We start from the raw sequence: 21184 nt of genomic DNA, 5'->3' as shown, positions 1-21184 counted from the left end.
CTGTGTTCGAACTCGCGCAGCGCCAGGTTTTGTCCCTGCACCGCTTGCAGCCAGCTGTCCAGCGTCTGCTCAGCCCGCGGGCTGGCGATCACCGGCAAGGTGTTGATGAACAGGCCGATCTGCTGCTCGATGCCGGGCAAATCCGCCGGACGCCCGGCCACCGTCGCGCCAAACGCCACGGTGGCCTTGCCGGTGTAGCGCTGCAACAGCAGCAGCCATGCCGCTTGCACCAGCGTGTTGACGGTGACTTTCGAGGCTCGGGCGAAAGCTTCCAGGCGGCGGGTCAACGCTTCGTCCAGCACTTGGACGTGATCGCCGTAGCCGGTGCCCAGCTCGGCCGGTTTGGCGACCGCATCGGCCAACCGCGTCGGTGCTTCCAGGCGTTGCAGCGCAGGTTTCCAGAACGCTTCGCTGGCTGCTGCGTCCTGGCGTTGCAGCCAGGCGATGTAGTCGCGATACCGACCGCCAGACACGGCAACTGACTGGCCGCTGTAGCGCTGTAATACTTCGCCGAGCAACTGCGAATTGCTCCAGCCATCCATGAGGATATGGTGGCTGGTGTAGATCAAGTGATAGTGATCCTGGGCCACGCGCACTACCGCCAACCGCAGCAACGGCGCTGCCTCCAGGACGAAACCTTGTTGCCGCTGGGCCGCTGCGAGAGCATCCAGATACTCAGGCAAATCAGCCTGTGAGCGTCCGTCATGCAGCTGCAAAACGAGGTCCACGCGCTTGTGCACCACTTGCAACGCCCGCTTGAAATCACCCTCCCAGACAAAACCACTGCGCAGCACATCATGGGCATCCGTTGCCGCTTGCCAGGCGTGGCGGAAGCGCTCGACGTCGAGCCCTTCGACATCGACGCGCATCTGGTTGATGTAGTGGCCGGCCTGTTGCTCTAGCAACGTATGGAACAACATGCCCTGCTGCATCGGCGACAGCGGATAGATGTCCTCCACCTCTCGCGCCACCAGCGGCAAGGCGTCTAGCTGCGACTGGTGCAATCCGGCCAGGGGGAAGTCCGACGGCGTGAAGCCGCGGTGCTGCGGTTCGCAGCAGTGGTCGATCAACGCTTGCAACTCTCGACCATATTCCACGGCCAACGCCTGGATCGTCGCCTCGTCGAACATCTGCGAGCTGAACGTCCAGTCGATGCTCAACTCGCCCGCATAGACGCTGCCATTGAGGCTCAACCAGTTATCCAGCGGCGCCAACGGACTCTGCGCCGCGCCCGCCGATTCGCTGGCGGGAACAAACAGCCCATCGCCGTCATCGGCAAAATCGCTGTCGAACTGGCCCAGATAATTGAACGTGATGCGCGGTACCGGCAGCGCTGCGAGGGTGCGACGCGTCGGTTCATCGCCCAGGTAACGCAACACGCCGAAGCCGAGCCCTTTGTCGGGAATCGCCCGCAGTTGCTCCTTGATCGCCTTGATCGAGCCTTCGGCAGTTGCCATCGGGGTGAGGCGCACCGGAAACAGGCTGGTGAACCAGCCAACGCTGCGGCTCAGGTCCAACTCATCGAACAGCGCCTCGCGGCCATGGCCCTCCAGTTGAATCAAGGTCGATTCCTGGGAGGTCCAGCGGCCGATCACCCGGGCCAGTGCGGTCAGCAGCAGGTCATTGACCTGGGTGCGGTAAGCCGCCGGCGCCTGTTGCAGCAATCGCCGGGTCTGGTCTTTGCCCAGCCGCGTCTGGACCTGCACCCCACGGCATCTTTGCAAATCGCCCTGCGGACGGTCGCAAGGCAAGTCGTGGCAAGCACCTTCCAGTTGTCCCTGCCAATACGCCATCTGGGCCTGCAACGCCGCGCTGCCGGCATACACCTGCAACCGTTGCGCCCAGGTCTGCGTGGCCGTGGTCTTGGCTGGCAGCGTCGGCGCCTGGCCGGCCTGCAACTGGTCATAGGCCTGTTGCAGGTCTTCCAGCAGAATGCGCCAGGACACGCCGTCCACCACCAGGTGGTGAATCACCAATAACAACCGTTGGCTGCCGTCGGCTAGGCTCGCCAGCACGCCGCGCATCAGCGCGCCATTTTGCAGTTCGAGGCTGCGCTGGGCGTGTTCGGCCAACGCTTCGAGGGCCGACGCATCGGCCACCTCGGCGGTCCACAACAGCGGCGAACGCTGCCAAAGCGCCTGCTGCTCGGCCAGGGTGCCATGGCGAGCGCTCCAGACGCCGTCCTTGCAGGCGAAGCCCAGGCGCAACGCGTCGTGATGCGCAACCAAGGTTTGCAACGCTTGCTCCAGATGCCCGGCGTGTACGGGTCGCAAGCCCTTGAGCAACACCGACTGGTTCCAGTGATGAGGCTCGGTCATGGCCAGTTCGAAAAACCACTGCTGGAACGGCAACAGCAGCGTCTGCCCGGTGACCGGGCCTTGGTCAACGACAGGCCCGCCGTGCCCCGTCGTCGCGACGCTGGCCAGGCCCTGGATGGTCTGGTGCAGGAACAAGTCCTTGGGACTGATATGGATCCCGGCCTGACGGGCGCGGCTCACCACCTGAATTGAAATGATCGAATCGCCGCCCAGCTCGAAGAAGTTGTCGGTCACCCCTACGCGCTCGCGCCCGAGCACGTTTTGCCAGATCACGGCCAACGTTTGTTCCACGGCGGTAACCGCTGCAACGTAGCCCTTGGGGCTCGCGCTTGGATCAGCCTTGGGCAGCGCCTTGCGCTCAAGCTTGCCGTTTGGGCTGACCGGCATTTTTTCCAGCCACACCCAGTGTTGCGGCACCATGTAGTCGGGCAAGGATTGGCTCAGATGTTCCCTCAAGCGAGCTTGCAGCGCTTGGCGAACGGCGTCGTCGGCGGCCAGCAACTCGGCGCGCGTCGGGACCACGTAAGCCACCAGTAGCGTGCCGTCCTGGGCCAGGACCACGGTTTCGCGCACCGCATCGTGCTCGGCCAGGCGCGCGTCGATTTCGCCCAGTTCGATGCGCAGTCCGCGGATCTTCACCTGATGGTCCATTCGCCCGGCGTATTCGATCACGCCATCGGCGCGGTAGTGCGCCAGGTCGCCGGTGCGATACAAGCGCTGGCCATGGCCGAACGGCCCGGTGACGAAGCGCTCGGCGGTCAACGCCGCGCGCCGATGGTAGCCCCGCGCCAGCCCCTCGCCCGCCAGGTACAGCTCGCCGATCACGCCCACCGGCACCGGCGACAATTCGTCGTCGAGGATGTAGGTGCCGAGGTTGGCGATCGGCTGGCCGATCGGCACGCTGTCGCGGCCTTCTTCGACACAGGTCCAGTGGGTGACGTCGATAGCCGCCTCGGTCGGACCGTAGAGGTTGTACAGGCCGGCGTTCGGCAGTTTGGCAAAGACCTGTTGCTGGGCATCCACCGGCAGCGCTTCACCACTGCAAACGATCCGCTTGAGGCTGGTGCATTGCGCCACGCGCGGATCTTGCAGGAATGCCTGGAGCATCGACGGCACGAAGTGCAGCGTGGTGATGCGCTGCGCGGTAATCAGCTCGATCAGTTGCGTCGGGTCACGATGGGCACCCGGCGCAGCCACCACCAGCGTAGAGCCGGTCAGCAGCGGCCAGAAGAATTCCCACACCGAGACGTCGAAGCTGAACGGCGTTTTTTGCAGGACGCTGTCCGAGGCAACGAGGCCGTATGCCTGCTGCATCCAGCACAACCGATTGACCAGCGCGCCATGGCGATTGCCGGCGCCCTTGGGCTTGCCGGTGGAGCCGGAGGTATAGATGACATACGCCAGGTTTTCGGCATGGACTTGCACATTCGGATTGTGCTCGCGGGTCGCGTATAGCCCATCGTCAGGCAGGTCCAGCACCAGGCAGCGCAGCCCGTCCGGAATCGGCAACGATTCCAGCAGAGGCTGCTGGGTCAGCAGCAAACCGATGCCGCTGTCTTCGAACATGTAGGCCAGGCGGTCCCGTGGATACTCAGGGTCCAACGGCACGTAGGCGCCGCCAGCCTTGAGAATCGCCAACAGCCCCAGCACCATTTCCACCGAACGCTCCACGGCGATGCCCACCAGCACATCGGGACCGACACCCTGGTCGATCAAGCGGTGAGCCAACCGGTTGGCACGAGCGTTGAGTTCGCTGTAGCTCAGGCGTTGTTCGCCAAACACCAGTGCCGGCGCGTCCGGAGTCCGGCGCACCTGTTCCTCGATCAGCGCCTGGACGCTGTGGTCGAGAGGGTAATATTGCGCCGTCGCGTTCCAGTCAACGAGCATGTGCCGGCGCTCTTCATCGTCCAACAGCGACCATTGCGCCACGGGGCGATGCAGGTCTTGCACCATGCTCTGCAACACGTTGAGCCAATGCCGGGCCATGCGTTCGATGGTCGCCGGCTCGAACAGGTCCGTGGCGTAGGTCAAGGCTGCGTGCAAGCCCTGCGAGCTGTCGGTGGTGTCCAGGCTCAAGTCGAATTGCGCGGTGCGCTGCGCCCAGCCGACGGGTTCGATGCGAAGACCCGGCAAGGCGTCGACGAAGGCCGAGTCGGCTTCGTTGCGGTGGTTGAACATCGCCTGGAACAGCGGGCTGTGACTCAGGTTGCGTTGCGGCTGCAAGGCATCGACCAGTTGCTCGAAGGGCAGGTCCTGGTGCATCTGCGCGGCCAAGGCCGTCTTCTTGAGCTGTTGCAACAATGCGGCACCGCTCAGGTCACTGTGAAACTCGCTGCGCAGGACCTGGGTGTTGACGAAGAATCCGATCAGCCGCTCGGTTTCCAGCCGCTGGCGGTTGGCGATCGGCACCCCGACACGGATGTCGGCTTGACCACTGTAGCGATGCAGCAACGTTTGGAAAGCGCCGAGCAACAGCACGAACAGCGTGACGTTTTCTCGCCGGGCCAGGGCCTTGAGGTCATCGCTCAAGGCGCGGTCCAGCACAATCGGCAGACGTGCGCCCCGCTGGCTTTGCTGCGCAGGGCGCGGGTGGTCGGTGGGCAATTCCAGCAACGGCTGTTCGCCGCCCAGTTGCGCGGTCCAGTAGGCCAGTTGGCGATCCTGTTCACCGGCCGCCATCCATTGCCGCTGCCAGACCGCGTAGTCGGCGTATTGCACCGCCAGCGGCGGCAGTTGCGCGCTGTGGCCCTGAGCGAACGCCGAGTACAGGCCCATCAGGTCATCAACCATCACCTGCAAGGACCAACCGTCCGAGACGATGTGGTGCAGCGTCAGTACCAGGACGTGATCCTGTTCGGTCACCTCCAGCAACGCCACGCGCAGCAGCGCATCGCTCAGCAGATCGAACGGACGTTGCGTCTGCTGCTCGAGGAAAACCTCGATAGCGGCCTCATCGTTCCCCTCCAGGCACTGCTCAATGAAATCAACCCGGCCCTGCCCACGAATGACTTGGCAGGTGTGTCCATCCTCTTCGACGAACACGGTGCGCAAGCTTTCATGACGTTCCACCAACGCCGCAAAACTCTTGCGCAGCGCGACTTTATCCAGCGTGCCGCGCATCCGCAGCGCAGTCGGGATGTTGTAGGCGGCGCTGTCCGGATCCATTTTCCAGAGGAACCATTGGCGCTCCTGGGCAAACGACAACGGCAGCGGCGCGTCACGCGACACCGGCACCATGACCGGCGTTTGTTCGCCGGGCGTTGTAGCGAAGGCCGCGACGAACGCTCGCAACGTGCTGTGCTCGAACAAGCTGCGCAGCGGCACCTCGATGCCCAGCGCCCGACGGACTCGCGAGACCACTTGGGTGACCAGCAGCGAGTGCCCGCCCAGCTCGAAGAAGTTGTCTTCCAGCCCCACGCGCTCAAGCTTGAGCACGTCCTGCCAGATCGCCGCCACTTGCTGCTCGACCTCACTGCGCGGCGCCATGTAGGTCTGCTGCAAATCCCTGGCCTCGGGCGCCGGCAAGGCCTTGCGATCGATCTTGCCATTGGGTGTCAGCGGCAGTTGCGCCAGGAACAACAGGTGTGCCGGGACCATGTATTCCGGCAGCTGCGCCTTGAGCGCGGCCTTGAGCGCGGCGCGCAGCGGGGCATCCGGTTCAGGCAATTCGCCGTTGGCTGGCACCACATAACCCACCAGTTGCGCACCGGTCGGGCCTTCGTGGGCGACCACCACGGTTTCGCGCACACTGTCCTGGGCCAGCAGCGCAGCTTCGATCTCGCCGAGCTCGATACGCAGGCCGCGGATCTTCACCTGATGGTCGAGGCGGCCGAGGTATTCGACCACGCCTTCGGCGCGATAACGGCTCAGGTCGCCGGTGCGGTACAGCCGCTCGCCCGTGGTGGAAAACGGGTCCGGCACGAAGCGTTCGGCGGTCAATGCCGGGCGCTGGAAATAGCCACGGGCGAGGCCGACGCCACCGATGAACAGCTCACCCGGCGCGCCAGGGGGATTGAGGCTCAGGTCGCTGCCGACGATGTACAGCGCCGTGTTGTCCAGCGGTTTGCCGAGGAATGGACGGTCGCACTCAAGGCTCAGCGGATGCACGGCCGACCAGATCGTGGTTTCGGTCGGACCGTAGAGGTTCCAGACCTTCGGCGAAAGCGCCAGCAGACGCTGGGCCAACTCCAGCGGCAATGCTTCGCCGCCGCACAGGAAAGTACGCCCGGCAAGCACCCAAGCCTGTTCATGATCGAGCAGCATGCGCCAGCTCGACGGCGTGGCTTGCAGCACGCTGACGTCGTGCTGTTCGATCAGCGCCAGCACCGCTTGCGGATCCTGGTGGACGTTCTGGCCGGTCAGCACCACGCTAGCCCCGACCGACAATGGCGCGTAGATTTCCAGGCCGAAAATATCGAAGGAGAACGTCGTCAGCGACAGCATGCGGTCGCCGGCCGCGAGGCCTGGCTGGGCGATCATGCTGCTGATGAAATTGCCCAGCGCGCCGTGGCGCACCATGACGCCCTTGGGCTTGCCGGTGGAGCCGGAGGTGTAGATGACGTAAGCCAGGTGCTCGCCGGTCAGCGCTACGGCCGGAGAGGTTTGAGCGGCGTCTTGCAGCGCGGCGTCCGGCTGATCCAACAGCAGGGTCTGGAGCGTCGCCGGGATCGGCAATCGATTGACCAAGCGGGCCTGGGTCAACAACAAACCGATGCCGCTGTCCTCGATCATGTAGGCCAGGCGATCCTCCGGGTACGCCGGGTCCAACGGCACGTAGGCGCCGCCGGCCTTGAGGATCGCCAACAGGCCGACAATCATTTCGGCGCTGCGCTCCACCGCGATGCCCACCAATTGGCCTGGCGTCACGCCCAGCTCGATCAAGCGGTGAGCCAGTTGGTTGGCACGTGCATCCAGTTGCCTGTAGCTCAGGGCGTGTCCGTCGACAGTCAGCGCCAGTGCCTCGGGATTCAGACGGGCCTGTTCAGCGATGCGCTGGTGTACGCACACGGCCTCGGCACTATGGTCGGCCACGCGCAGCCATTGTTGTTGCGTGAGGCGCTGTTGCGCCGGGCCGAGCAGCGGCAGTTCGCCGATGCGCTGGTGTGGCGCGTCGACGATGCCTCGCAACAGGTTTTGCCAGTGCTCGGCCAGGCGTTCGATCGTCAGGGGGTCGAAGAGGTCGGTGGCGTAAGTCAGCTCCGCCGCAATGCCCTGCTCGGTTTCATAGGTGCCGAGGGTCAAGTCGAACTGGGCGGTGCGCCCTTCCCATAGCAAATCTTCGACGCGCAGTTGCGGCAGGTGCATCCGCCGGCTTCGATTGGCGCCGGCGTTCTGGTGGTTGAACATGACTTGGAAGATCGGGCTGTGGCTGAGGCTGCGCTCCGGTTGCAGCGCCTCGATCAGTTGCTCGAATGGCAAGTCTTGATGGGCCTGGGCGGCCATGGCCGACTGCTTGACTTGGGCAAGCAAGCGATCGAATGGCAGCTGTCCGTCGACGTGGGCATTGAGCACTTGGGTGTTGACGAAAAAGCCGATCAGCCCTTCGGTCTCGACCCGGTTGCGGTTGGCGGTCGGCACGCCCACGCGAATCTGCGGCTGGCCGCTGTAGCGGTGCAGCAACGCTTGGAACGAGGCCAGCAAGACCATGAACAGGCTCGCGCCTTCGCGCTGGGCCAGTTGCTTGAGCGCTGTCGCCAGTTCGGCTGTCAGCTTCAAGTCCAGGCGCGCGCCACGAAAGCTCTGCACCGGTGGGCGCGGATGATCGAGCGGCAACTCAAGCACCGGCTGCTCGTCACCTAGGGTCTGGAGCCAATAGGCCAACTGACGCTCGCGCTCGCCGGCCTCCAGCCAATGGCGCTGCCAGATAGCGTAGTCGGCGTACTGCACGTCCAGGGCCGGCAGGCGCAATGGCTGGCCGGCGGTATCGGTCGCGTAATGGCGCACCAGCTCATCAACCAGCACTTGCATCGACCAGCCATCGGCAATGATGTGGTGCTGGATCAGCGCCAACACGTGATCATCCTCGGCGATTTTCAACAGCGACACCCGCAACATCGGCCCTTGGCGCAAGTCGAAGGGGCGCGCGGTTTCGCGCTCGACGAAGGCCTTGATGGCGCTGTCCTGGCTGGTCGGCGAACCGGCCGCCAGTGTCTCCACCGCGATGCGCAAAGGCATCTGGCGGTGGACAATCTGGATGGCTTGTTCGCCGTCTTCGCTGAAGGTGGTGCGCAAGCTCTCGTGGCGCTCGACCAGGGCATTGAAACTGCGCTCCAGGGCCGGCACGTCCAACCGGCCTTTCAGGCGAAGGGTCGTGGGGATGTGATAAGCCGAGCTGTGGGGGTCCATCTGCCACAGGAACCACTGGCGCTCCTGGGCATAGGACAGCGGGATGTGTTCGAACCCGGAACGCACCTCGGGGATCGGCAGGTTGGCCGGCGAGACGCCCTCTTGGAGCATCTTTTCCAGATACAGCCTGCGTTTGTCCAGCGGCAGAGTGATAAAGCGCTTGGCAATCCTCAAAGCAACACTCTTGTCCATCAGACTTCCTCCATTTCATCAAGCAGGGCTTCCAGCTTGTTCAGTTTCTGTTCATTGATTGGCCGGTCGCCGCTGTCGAGTAACGCGACGAAATCCTTCAGGACCGGGTGCTGGAATAACAGTTGCGGGGTCAGGCTCACCCCCAGTTCGAGGGCCATGCGCGAGACGGCGGTGACCGCCAGCAACGAGTGGCCGCCCAGCTCGAAGAAGTGATCGTGCAAGCCCACGCGCTCGACGGTGAGCACCTGGGCCCAGATCGCCGCGACTTGCTGTTCGAGTTCGCTGACAGGCGCTTCGTAGCTGCTTTGCGAACGTGCGCTCTCTATGCTCGGCAACGCCTTGCGGTCGAGCTTGCCATTGGGGGTCAGCGGCAGTTGTTCGAGGAACAGCCAGTGCGCCGGGATCATGTAATCGGGCACGCTTGTCTTGAGATTGGCCTTGAGCTGATCACGCAGGGTGCTGGCGTCCGCCTCCTGAGCCGAAGCGACCACGTAGGCCACCAGTTGCTGGCCGCCCGCGCCGTCCTGAGCGAGCACCGCCACTTCCCGCACCGCCGGTTGTTGTAGCAACCGCGCCTCGATTTCCCCCAGCTCGATGCGCAAGCCACGGATCTTCACTTGATGGTCGAGGCGGCCCTGGTATTGGAGCACGCCATCGGCGCGATAACGGCACAGGTCACCGGTGCGGTACAGGCGTTCGCCGGTCGTGGAAAACGGATTGGGTACATATTTTTCCGCAGTCATCGCCGCCCGCCCGAGGTAACCCCGGGTGATGCCCGCGCCGCTCAGGTACAGCTCCGCCGAGACGCCTTGGGGCACCGGTTGCAGGTTTGCGTCCAGCAGGTAGCTGGCGGTGTGCTTCAGCGGGCGACCGATGTTCGCCGTGCCGCCGGCAGTGCGACGGGTCCAGGTCGAGTAGGTCGTGTCTTCGGAAGGACCATAAAGGTCGTAGACGTGCTCGATGGCTGGCTGTTGGTACAGCGTCTCCACCAGGCTCTGCTTCAGCGGTTCACCGGCCAGGTTGATGATGCGCACGCTGTCCGGAATCTCGCCGTTGCGCTGTAACGCAGCGATGACCGAGGGCACGCTGTTGATCAGCCGGACTTGATCGCGGGCCGGCAGCTGCGGCAGTTCCAGGGCGTTGCGGGCGATGATCAACGAGCCGCCGTTGGCGAGCGTGACAAACAGCTCCCACACCGACAAGTCGAAGCACACCGAGGTGGAAGCGAGTACGCCTTGGATGTCGTCGCGGCGGTAGACCGATTTCGACCAGTCGATCAGCGCAAGCACATTGCGATGGGCAATGGCTACGCCTTTGGGTTTGCCGGTGGAGCCGGAGGTGTAGATGACGTAGGCGAGGTTGTCTGGCGTGACAGCTATAACCGGTGGTTTCAACGGATAGGAGGTCAACTCAATCCGGTCCAGCAGCAACACTTCGGTCCCCGCCGGAACCGTCAACGTCGCCGCTACTGCCTGCTCGGTCAACAGCACCCGCGCACGGCTGTCATCGAGCATGTACGCCACGCGTTCGGCCGGGTAATCGGGGTCGAGCGGCACATAGGCGCCACCGGCCTTGAGCACCGCCAGCAAGGCGATCAACAACTGTTCGGAACGCGGCATCGCCACGCCCACCCGCACTTCCGGGCCGACGCCCAGCTCGATGAGCTTGTGGGCCAGGCGATTGGCGCGGCCGTCGAGTTCGCTGTAGCTCAGGCGCGTGCTGGCGAAGGTGACGGCCAATGCGTCAGGAGTGGATTGCGCCTGGCGGGCGATCAGTTGGTGAACACAAACGTCCTGTTCGAACGGCGCATCGACTGGATTCCAATCATGGGTCAGGCGCTGATGCTCATCGAATTCCAGCATCGACAGTTCACTCAGGCAGCGCTCGCCTTGCGTGGTCATCTGCCCAAGCAACTGCGCCAGATGCGCCGCCAACCGCTCAACCGTATCCGGAGCAAAGCTCGCCAATTGATAACTCATGTGCACCGACAACTGCCGCTCCAACCCCACCAGCAACGTCAGCGGGTAGTTGGTCTGCTCCTGGGTGATTGGCGAGCCGAAGCGCAAACCGTCCGGCGCGCCTTGCTCCAGAGCCTGGGCGATCGGGTAGTTCTCGAACACCAGCAAGCTGTCGAACAGCGCGTCGCCGCCCTGCCCGGCCCAGCGTTGGATGTCCAGCAATGCGCTGTGTTCGAACTCGCGCAGCGCCAGGTTTTGTTCCTGCACCGCTTGCAGCCAGCTGTCCAGCGACTGCTCGGCCCGCGGGCTGGCGATCACCGGCAAGGTGTTGATGAACAGGCCGATCTGCTGCTCGATGCCGGGCAAATCCGCCGGACGCCCGGCCACCGTCGCGCCAAACGCCACGGTGGCCTTGCCGGTGTAGCGCTGCAACAGCAGCAGCCATGCCGCTTGCACCAGCGTGTTGACGGTGACTTTCGAGGCTCGGGCGAAAGCTTCCAGGCGGCGGGTCGACGCTTCATCCAACACCTGCACGTGATCGCCGTAGCCGGTGCCCAGTTCGGCCGGTTTGACGACCGCATCGGCCAGCCGCGTCGGGGCTTCCAGGCGTTGCAGCGCAGGTTTCCAGAACGCTTCGCTGGCTGCTGCATCCTGGCGTTGCAGCCAGGCGATGTAGTCGCGATAACGACCGCCAGACGCCGCGACAGATTGACCGTTGTAGCGTTGCAGCACCTCGCCGAGCAGCTGCGAATTGCTCCAGCCATCCATAAGGATGTGGTGGTGGCTGTAGATCAGGTGATAACGCTGCTCGTCGAGGCGCACGATCATCAGGCGTATCAGGGCTGGCGCGCTCAGGTCCAGTTGCTGGCGCTCGGCATCGGCGAGGGTCTGCAAGGCCTGGTCGGGCTGCGGGTCGCCGCGCAAGTCATGCACGCTGTAAGGCAGCTCCAGATACCTGCTGACGACTTGCACCGGCGCCGACAGGTCGCCCTGCCAGACGAAGCGCGTGCGCAATATGTCATGGGCGTCCACGGCAGCCTGCCAGGCCTGGCGGAAACGCTGCGGATCCAGCCCTTCGACATCCAGGCGCAACTGGTTGCTGTAGTCGCCGCTGGCGTCGCCGTACACGCCATGGAACAACATGCCCTGCTGCATCGGCGACAGCGGATAGAGGTCGACAATCTGCGCTGTCGGCATTGGCAGCCCGTCCAATTGCTGCTGACCCAGGCTCGCCAGCGGGAAGTCCGACGGCGTCACACCGTGGTGTCCGCCCTGGCAGCAATGCTCGATCAGCCGCTGCAATTGGTCCGCATATTCATCGGCCAAGGCCTGGATGGTGGCCTCGTTGAACTGCTCGCGGCTGAAGGTCCAGCCCAGGTTCAGCTCGCCATTGAACACCTGGCCGTTCAAGGCCAACACGTTGGACAGTGGCGCTTCGGCGTCCAGCTCATCGCCAGCAGCTTCGTCGGCCGGCACGAACAAGGCGCCGTCGGCTTCGTCAAAGCTGGCGTCGAACTGCCCCAGGTAGTTGAAGGTCAGGCTTGGCGTCGGCAGTCGGGCCAGGAGCGCCCGCGTGGCGTCATCCGCCAGGTGGGCCAGGGCGCCAAAGCCCAGGCCCTTGTCGGGAATCGCCCGCAGTTGTTCCTTGATCTGTTTCAGGCAATCGCCAAGGTCCGCCCGTGGCGTGAGCCTGGCCGGGTACAGGCTGGTGAACCAGCCAACGGTGCGGGTCAGGTCGACATCGTCGAACAGGGCTTCGCGACCATGGCCTTCGAGCTGGATCAGCACGCTGTCGGCACCGGTCCAACGCACCATGACCCGCGCCAAGGCAGTCAGCAGCAAATCATTGACCTGGGTGCGATAGGCCTTGGGCGCGTCTTGCAGCAGTTGTCGGGTCAACGCGGCGTCGAGTCGCGTACGCACAGTCATCGCCAAGCGGTTCTGCTGCCCGCCGTGTGGATTATCCATCGGCAACCGCGCATCGACGCCCTCGAGCTGGGCTTGCCAGAAGGTCAATTCCTGCTGCAGCGAGTTGCTGCGCGCATAACCTTGCAGCCGCTCGGCCCAGGCCTGCGCCGAATGGGTCCTGAGCGGCAGCTGCAAGGCTGCGCCACTGGCTAACTGGCGGTAAGCGCTTTGCAGATCCTCGAACAGGATTCGCCACGACACGCCGTCGATCACCAGGTGATGGACCGCCAGCAACAGCCGTTGGCTGCCATCGGCCAGCGTCGCCAAGACCGCACGCAGCAGCGGCCCGTCTTGCAGACTCAGGCTGCGCTGGGCCTCGTTGGCTATGCTCTGCAAGGCCTGTGCATCAGGCGCGTCCACGGCCCAGAGCAATTCGTCGCGATGGCTGGCCGGCGCACGGTAGCGCGCCGTCCAACCCTCGCCCCGCTCGGTGAAGCTCAAACGCAGGCCATCGTGATGCAGCACCAGCGCGTTTAGTGCCTGATCAAGCACTCGCGCATCCAGGCGCTCGGTCGGCTTGAGCATCACCGCCTGGTTCCAGTGATGACGCTGCGCGATCGTTTGTTCGAAGAACAAGCGTTGCACCGGCAACAGCGCCAGCTCACCGGTAACCGGGCCCTGATCGATGACTTGGGCGGCTTCGCCCAGGCGGGCCACGGTCGCCAGCATTTCCAGGGTTTGATGCTGGAACAGATCCTTCGGCGTGAAATGAATCCCGGCCTGGCGGGCGCGGCTGACCACCTGGATCGAGACGATGGAATCGCCGCCCAGTTCGAAGAAGTTGTCCCGCAGGCCGACGCGTTCAAGCTTGAGCACGTCCTGCCAGATCGACGCCAATTGCTGCTCCAACGCGCTGCGCGGCGCCAGGTAGCTTTGCTGCAATTGGCTGGCGTCAGGCTTGGGCAGGTTCTTGCGGTCGAGTTTGCCGTTGGGGGTCAGCGGCAGGCGTTCGAGCAGCAGCAGATAAGCCGGGACCATGTGCGCCGGCAATGTCGCCTTGAGCTGTTCGCGCAGGTGCTCGGCGAAATCTCCACGCGCAGCTTCTGCAGCCACGACGTAGGCCACCAAGCGCTTGCCGCTGCCGGCAGCGCCCTCCTGGGCCACGACCACCGCTTCGCGCACGCCGTCGAGGGCTTGTAGGCTGGCTTCGATTTCCCCCAGCTCGATGCGGAAACCGCGGATCTTCACTTGGTTGTCGATACGGTCCAGGTAATCGAAAGTGCCGTCGACGCGCTGGCGCACCAGGTCGCCGGTGCGGTACAGCAGACCGTCGGCGCTGAACGGGTCAGCAACGAAGCGCTCGGCGGTCAGGCCCGGACGGTTCAGGTAACCGCGGGCCAGCCCAGTGCCGCCCAGGTACAGCTCACCGGCCATGCCTTGGGGCAGCAGGTTCAGATCGGCGTCGAGCACGTAGGCACTGCGGTCGCCGATGCGGCTACCAATCGGCGCGTACGCGGCGCCACACGCCACCTCGCGGCCTGCTTTCCAGATCAGCGGCGTGACCACGGTTTCGGTCGGGCCGTAGCCGTTGATGATGAAATCCGGATCGAGGGCGCGCTTGACTCGTTCAAAACTGGCGCTGGGCACGGCATCGCCGCCGAAGCAGTAAATGCGCACCTTCGGTGGGTTGCCCTCGCGCTCGGCGTGTTCGGCCAGTTGTTGCAGGTACACCGGCGGGAACGCCACCACCGTCACACCGTGCTCGCGCATGGCGTTGTAGGTTTGCTCCGGGGTCCACAGGCTGTCGTCGCGAATCAGCAGCGACGCGCCGTGGGTCAGGCTGGTGAGCCAACGTTCATGGGCACCGTCGAAAGCGAACGACATGAAATGGAACTCGCAATCGCTGTCGCGCATTTCATAGCGCTCGCCGATGGCCTGGCAGTGCATCGCCAGCGGACCGTGGGCCACGCTCACGCCCTTGGGGTTGCCGGTGGAACCTGAGGTGTAGATGACGTAGGCGAGGTTTTGCGGATCGAGTTGGACGTGCGGCGCGCTGGCCGGCAGCTCGCGCAGATCGATACGATCGAGCTCCAGCAGCGGCAACGATTCGTCCACGGGCAACTGCGCCGATACCGACGTGTCACTGATCAGCAAGGCCAGACCGGCGTCTTCCATCAGGTACGCCAGGCGCTCTCGCGGATAGCTGATATCCAGCGGCACGTAGGCGCCGCCGGCCTTGAGCACCGCCAACAGCGCGACGATCACCCCTTCGCTGCGCGGCAGGGCCACCCCAACGCGGGTTTCAGGACCAACGCCACGGGCGATCAGGGCATGGGCCAACTGGTTCGCGCGCTGGTCTATCTCGCCGTAGCTGAAGTGCCGGCCGTTGAAAATCACTGCCGTGCGCTGCGGGCGCTCGGTCGCCAACGCGGCGATCCGCTGATGCACGGCGATGTCCACCGGATACGGCTGCGGGCGGTTGTCGGCCTGTTGCCGCGCCTGTTGCGCGCTGCTCGCCAGGGCGATTTCACCCAGCCTGCGTTCGGCACCCTGGCTGAATTGTCCAAGTAGATGCAGCAGATGAGCGCTGATCTGGTTGATGACCTCGTCGGCGAACTGCCGGCGCTCGTAGCTGTAATGCAGCGCCAGTTGTTCACCGAGGGTGACCGCCACGCTCAGGGCATAGTGGGTCTGCTCAAGATTGGCCACCTTGCCAAAGGTGACGTCGCTACCGGTGCCTTGCTGCAAGGCCTGGGCAATCGGGTAGTTCTCGAATACCAGGATGTTGTCGAACAGCGCCTCGCCGCCCTGCCCGGCCCAACGCTGGATGTCCGCCAGCGGCGTGTGTTCGAAATCCCGCAGGCTCAGGTTCTGCGCCTGTACCGCTTGCAGCCATTGGCTGACCGTCTGGTCGGGACGTGGCGTGCCGATCACCGGCAAGGTGTTGATGAACAACCCGACCTGCTGCTCGATGCCGGGCAAGTCCGCCGGCCGCCCGGCCACGGTCGCGCCAAACGCCACGGTCGGGTGCCCGGTATAGCGTTGCAGCAATAGCAGCCAGGCCGCTTGCACCAGCGTGTTGACGGTGACTTTTTGCTCGCGGGCAAACGCTTCCAGCGCCTGTGTGCGTGGCGCGTCGAGCGTGTGGAAACGATCGCCGTGGCCGCCCTGGCTATCGCTGTCCAACGCTGCGCGGGCGAGTCGGGTCGGCTCTTGCAGCGCGGCCAGTTGCTCGCGCCAGAAGCCCTCGCTGAGCTTCCCGTCCTGGCGTTGCAGCCAGCCGATGTAATCGCGATAACGGCCGACGGTGCTGGCGGGCGGGCGTCCGTTGTAGCGCTGCATGACCTCGCCGAGCAGCTGCGAATTGCTCCAGCCGTCCATCAGGATGTGATGATGGGTGTAGATCAGATGCCAGTGCTCGGCGCCGGTGCGCACCAGCACCAGGCGCAACAGCGGCGCCTGGCCAAGATCGAAACCTTGCGCGCGTTCGGCATTGGCCAGCGCCGTCAGGGCCTGGGTCTGCTCGTCTCGCTCGCGCCAGTCCAGCGCGGTGAAGGGCAACTGCACCTGCTTGTGGACGACCTGCAGCGGTTGCTCCCATTCGCCCTGCCAGACGAAACCACTGCGCAGGATATCCTGCGTCGCGACGGTGGCTTGCCACGCCGTGCGGAAGCGCTCGGCATCGAGGCCTTGCACGTCCACCCGCAGTTGGTTGACGTATTCGCCCGCGGCCTGTTCGTAGAGCGTGTGGAATAACAAGCCCTGCTGCATCGGCGCCAGCGGATAAATATCATCGAGCTGGCCGGCCGGCATCGGCAGCTGGTCGAGCTGCGCCTGGCTGATCTGCGCCAGGGGGAAATCCGACGGCGTGGCTTGCGGCATCGCAAGGTTGGCGCAATGCTCGATCAGCGCCTTGAGCTCGATGGCGTATTGGTCGACCAGCCGTTGCACCGTCGCGCTGTCGAACATCTCACGGCTGAAACCCCAGCTCATCGCCAGTTCCCCGCCGTACACCTGGCCTTCCACGGTCAGCCAGTTGGCCAGCGGAGCCGTTGGGTCCTGGGCGACGCCACTGCCTTCGCTGGACGGTACCAACAGCGCCGATTCATCGAACTGACGGTCGAACTGGCCCAGATAGTTGAACGTAATGCGCGCGGGCGCCAGGCCCGCCCATTCAGCTCGCACCGAAGGCGCCGCCAGATAACGCAGCACGCCGTAGCCCAGGCCTTTGTCCGGGACGCCGCGCAGTTGTTCCTTGATCGCCTTGATCGAGCCGTCGAGGTCGTCGGTGGCGGTCAGCTTCACCGGGAACAAGCTCGTCAACCAACCGACCGTGCGGGTCAGGTCGATGTCATCGAACAGCTCTTCACGGCCATGGCCTTCCAGTTCGATCAGCGTGCCGGGCTGCCCGCTCCAGTGGCTGATGGTGCGGGCCAGCGCAGTCAGCAGCAGGTCGTTGACCTGCGTGCGATAGGCCGCGGGCGTCTGTTGCAGCAATTGCCGGGTCAGCTCGGCGTCCAGGCGCCATTCGATCTTGGCGCCGTGAACATTCTGCAGGCTGCCCTGCGGGCGCTCGCAAGGCAGATCCCGCGCCCCGTGATGCTGGGCTTTCCAGTAAGCCAACTGACCGTCGAAGCGCGACGTTTCGGCGCTCAGCCGCGCTGTCCAGCACTTGAACGCACTGGTCTTGGCTGGCAGCGCCACGCCGCCGCCCGCCGCCAGCTGCTCGTAGGTTTGCTGCAGATCTTCCAGCAGCACGCGCCACGACACGCCGTCCACCACCAGGTGATGGATGATCAGCGCCAACCGCTGGCTACCGTCGGCCAGATTCACCAGCATGGCGCGCAACAGCGGCCCGTCTTGCAGGTCCAGGCTGCGCTGTGCCTCGTCGCACAATGCATTCAGGTCGTCGACGGACCGGGCATCGCGTTGCCACACGTCGGCGCTTTGCACCAGCGGCCCATGATGCTGCTGCCAACCGTCGGCGCCTTCGACAAAGCGCAGGCGCAAGGCGTCGTGATGATTGATGAGGCAGGTCAGCGCCGCGTCGAGCCAGTGCGCATTCAGCGACTCCCGGGCAGTCAGCAACAGCGACTGGTTCCAGTGTTCGCGAGCCTGCATCGCCTGGGTGAAAAACTGCTGCTGGATCGGCCCGAGCACGGCGTCGCCAGTGACCGCCCCTTGATCCAAGGTACTGTGATTGTCGTGGCTGGCCACCAACGCCAGGCTGCGCACCGTCTGGTACTGGAACAGATCACGGGGCTGAATGCGGATACCGGCCTGTCGCGCACGACTGACCACTTGGATGGAGATGATCGAGTCGCCGCCCAGCTCGAAGAAGTTGTCTTCGAGCCCCACGCGCGCCACCCCGAGAACGTCCTGCCATATCTCGGCCAGGGCGGTTTGCAGCGCATCCTGTGGTGCCACAAACGCTTGTTGAGGCGCGGCGTCTGGCTGTGGCAGGGCCTTGCGATCCAGTTTGCCGTTGGCGGTGACCGGCAACTTATGCAACGGCATCAGGTACGTCGGCACCATGTATTCCGGCAAGTTGCCCAGCAACCAGGCCTTGAGGTCCTGCTGCCACGTCTCCTGGGGGTCGCCGTCTTGCAGCACCAGGTAACCCACCAGATGCTTGCCGTCCTGCACCAGCACCACGGCCTCGCGCACGAGCGGGTGCTGCATGAGGCGGGTTTCGATTTCGCCCAGCTCGATGCGCAGGCCGCGCAGCTTGACCTGATGGTCGAGGCGACCGAGGTATTCGATCACCCCGTCGGCGCGCTGGCGCACTTGGTCGCCGGTGCGGTACAGACGCGCACCGTCATGGAACGGGCACGGCACAAAACGCTCCGCCGTCAGCCCCGGGCGTTGGTGATAATTGCGCGCCAGCCCGGCCCCGCCCAGGTACAACTCGCCCGGCACACCCCACGGCACCGGCGACAGCTGGGCATCGAGCACATGGGTGCGCAGGTTGGCGATGGGCTGGCCGATCGGCACGCAATCGGCACCTTCGTCGACGCAGGTCCAATGGGTCACGTCGATGGCCGCTTCGGTCGGGCCGTACAGGTTGTAGAGGGAGGCGTTCGGCAGTTTCGCAAACACTTGGTGCTGGGCGTCCAGCGCCAGCGCCTCACCGCTGCAGACGATGCGCTTCAAGCCTTCGCAGCTTTCCACGCCTGGCTCGTGGATGAACGCCTGCAGCATCGACGGCACGAAATGCAGCGTGCTGATGCCGTGACGGTTGATGGTCTCGATCAGTTCTTGCGGGTCGCGGTGCGCACCCGGCGCGGCCACTACCAGGCGCGCACCGGTCATCAGTGGCCAGAAAAATTCCCACACCGACACGTCGAAGCTGAACGGGGTTTTCTGCAACACCGCATCGCTGCCATCCAGGCCGTAGGCTTGCTGCATCCAGCACAAGCGATTGACCAGGGCGGCGTGACTGTTGCCCGCGCCCTTGGGCTTGCCGGTGGAACCGGAGGTGTAGATCACATAGGCCAGGTTCAGCGGATTGACGCTGATGCCGGGGCGATGCTCGCTGTAGCCGTCGAGCCAATCGGCCGGCTGATCGAGCGTGATCACCTCGACGCCATCGGTGGGCAGCCCCGCCGCCAACGAGCGCTGGGTCAGCAACCAGGCGACGCCGCTGTCCTCGATCATGTAGGCCAGGCGCTCCTGCGGATACTCAGGGTCCAGCGGCACGTAGGCGCCGCCGGCCTTGTGGATCGCCAGCAGGCCAACGACCATTTCCACCGAGCGCTCGACGCAGATGCCCACCAGGCTGTCCGGCCGCACACCGCGCTCACGCAGCAGATGAGCCAGTCGGTTGGCGCGTGCATCGAGCTCGGCGTAGGTCAGGCTTTGTTCGTCAAAAACCAGCGCCGTTGCATCCGGGGTGCGCGCCACCTGGGCTTCAATCAGTTGATGCATGCACAAGTCGGTGGGGTAGCGCTGGGCGGTGGCATTCCAACCGTGGACCAGGCTGCTGTACTCGTCACTATCGAGCAACGGCAACTCGCCGATGCGCTGCGACGGGTCGGCGATCATCGCCGTCAGTACGCGCAGCCAATGCCGTGCCATGCGCTCGATGGTCGGCGCCTCAAACAGGTCATTGGCAAAGGTCAGCGCAGCGTGCAGCGTGCCGGCCTTCTCAAAGGTGTCCAGGGTCAGGTCGAATTGCGTGGTGCGGGCCTGCCACTCGATCATGCCCAATTCCAGCCCGGATGCCGTGCGGATCCTGGTGACATCCGCCACCTGCGGCTGATGGTTGTACATCACCTGGAACAGCGGCGTATGGCTGAGGCTGCGCTCCAGCTTCAGGGCTTCGACCAGGCGCTCGAACGGCAGGTCCTGATGAGCCTGGGCACCCAGCGCGGTCTCCTTGACACGGCGCAACAACTGGTCGACCCGGGTCTGGCCATCCAGCTCAGTGCGCAGCACTTGGGTGTTGACGAAGAAGCCGATCAGGCCTTCGATTTCGTCACGGTTACGGTTGGCGATCGGCACACCGACGCGGATATCCGACTGGCCGCTGTAGCGATGCAGCAGCACATTGAACGCACTGAGCAACAGCACGAACAGCGTGACGCCATGCTGCTGGGCGGTGCTGCGCAGTTGCTCCGCCAATGCGGCATCGATGGCAAACTCATGACGGCTGCCACGGTAGCTCGGCATGGCCGGGCGCGAATGGTCGGTCGGCAGCTCCAGCACCGGATGTTCATCACCCAATTGCGCCTGCCAGTACGCCAGCTGCCGCGCCTGCTCACCGGCCTCCAGCCAGCGGCGCTGCCACAGCGCGTAATCGCTGTACTGGATCGGCAAGTCAGCCAATTGCGGCTCCAGGCCCGCTTCATGGGCGTCGTAGCAGCGGATGAATTCATCGATCAGCACGTTCATCGACCAGCCATCGGAGACGATGTGATGCAAGGTCAGCAGCAACACGCGTTCCTGCTCATCGAGCTTGAGCAACTCGACTCGCAGCAAGGGGCCGTTCGACAAATCGAAGGGCCGCATCGATTGCGCTTCCGCCGCCTGGCGCACCGCCTGCTCGCGCTCGCCTGCGGGCAAGTTGCCGAGGTCTTGTTGCTCGATCACCAGCGGCGCATTGGCCGGTACTTGCAGGAGGCTGTCGTCGGCCTGGCGCTGGAACACCGTGCGCAGGGTTTCGTGGCGGGCCACCAGGCTGGCGAAGGCTTGCTCCAGCGCTGGCAGGCTCAGCGTGCCCTTGAGTCGGACCGCACCGGGCAAATTGTAGGCGCCGCTTTGCGGGTCCAGTTGCCAGAGGAACCACATACGCTGCTGGGCGTAAGACAGGGCCTGGCGGTCGTCAGCCTCGACGCCTTGGGGAATAGGGAAACGGCTGAACTCCACGCCCTCCTTGTCCAGCGCTGCCAGGAACATCTGGCGCTTGTCCAAGGGCAACCCGATAAACCGGCGAGCAAGTTTCAAGGCGTCTTCAGCATTCAT

General features: G+C 64.4%; 2 protein-coding genes (1 of these 2 only partly in view). Both read right to left on the bottom strand.

What is annotated here, in order from left to right; all coding sequences use genetic code 11:
* On the bottom strand, positions 1 to 8855 hold the 5' portion of the coding sequence (locus tag J3P82_RS08720) for a non-ribosomal peptide synthase/polyketide synthase (protein ID WP_434562285.1). The gene continues 4633 nt to the left of window position 1, outside the view; 8855 of the gene's 13488 nt are visible here — the first part of the coding sequence; its start codon is at positions 8853 to 8855; its stop codon lies off the left edge, out of view.
* Positions 8855 to 21184, bottom strand: coding sequence for a non-ribosomal peptide synthase/polyketide synthase (locus J3P82_RS08715; protein ID WP_434562283.1), 12330 nt, complete (start codon positions 21182 to 21184; stop codon positions 8855 to 8857). Before J3P82_RS08715 ends, J3P82_RS08720 begins: the two co-directional genes overlap by 1 nt.

It is taken from the genome of Pseudomonas sp. Z4-20 (assembly GCF_051131955.1).
Classification (GTDB): Bacteria; Pseudomonadota; Gammaproteobacteria; order Pseudomonadales; family Pseudomonadaceae; genus Aquipseudomonas; species Aquipseudomonas marvdashtae.
This window is presented reverse-complemented; position numbering and strand designations above follow the sequence as displayed.

What these genes read in the sequence shown, in the direction of transcription:
- J3P82_RS08715 (WP_434562283.1), bottom strand. Translation starts at nt 21,184, where the DNA reads ATGAATGCTGAAGACGCCTTGAAACTTGCTCGCCGGTTTATCGGGTTG.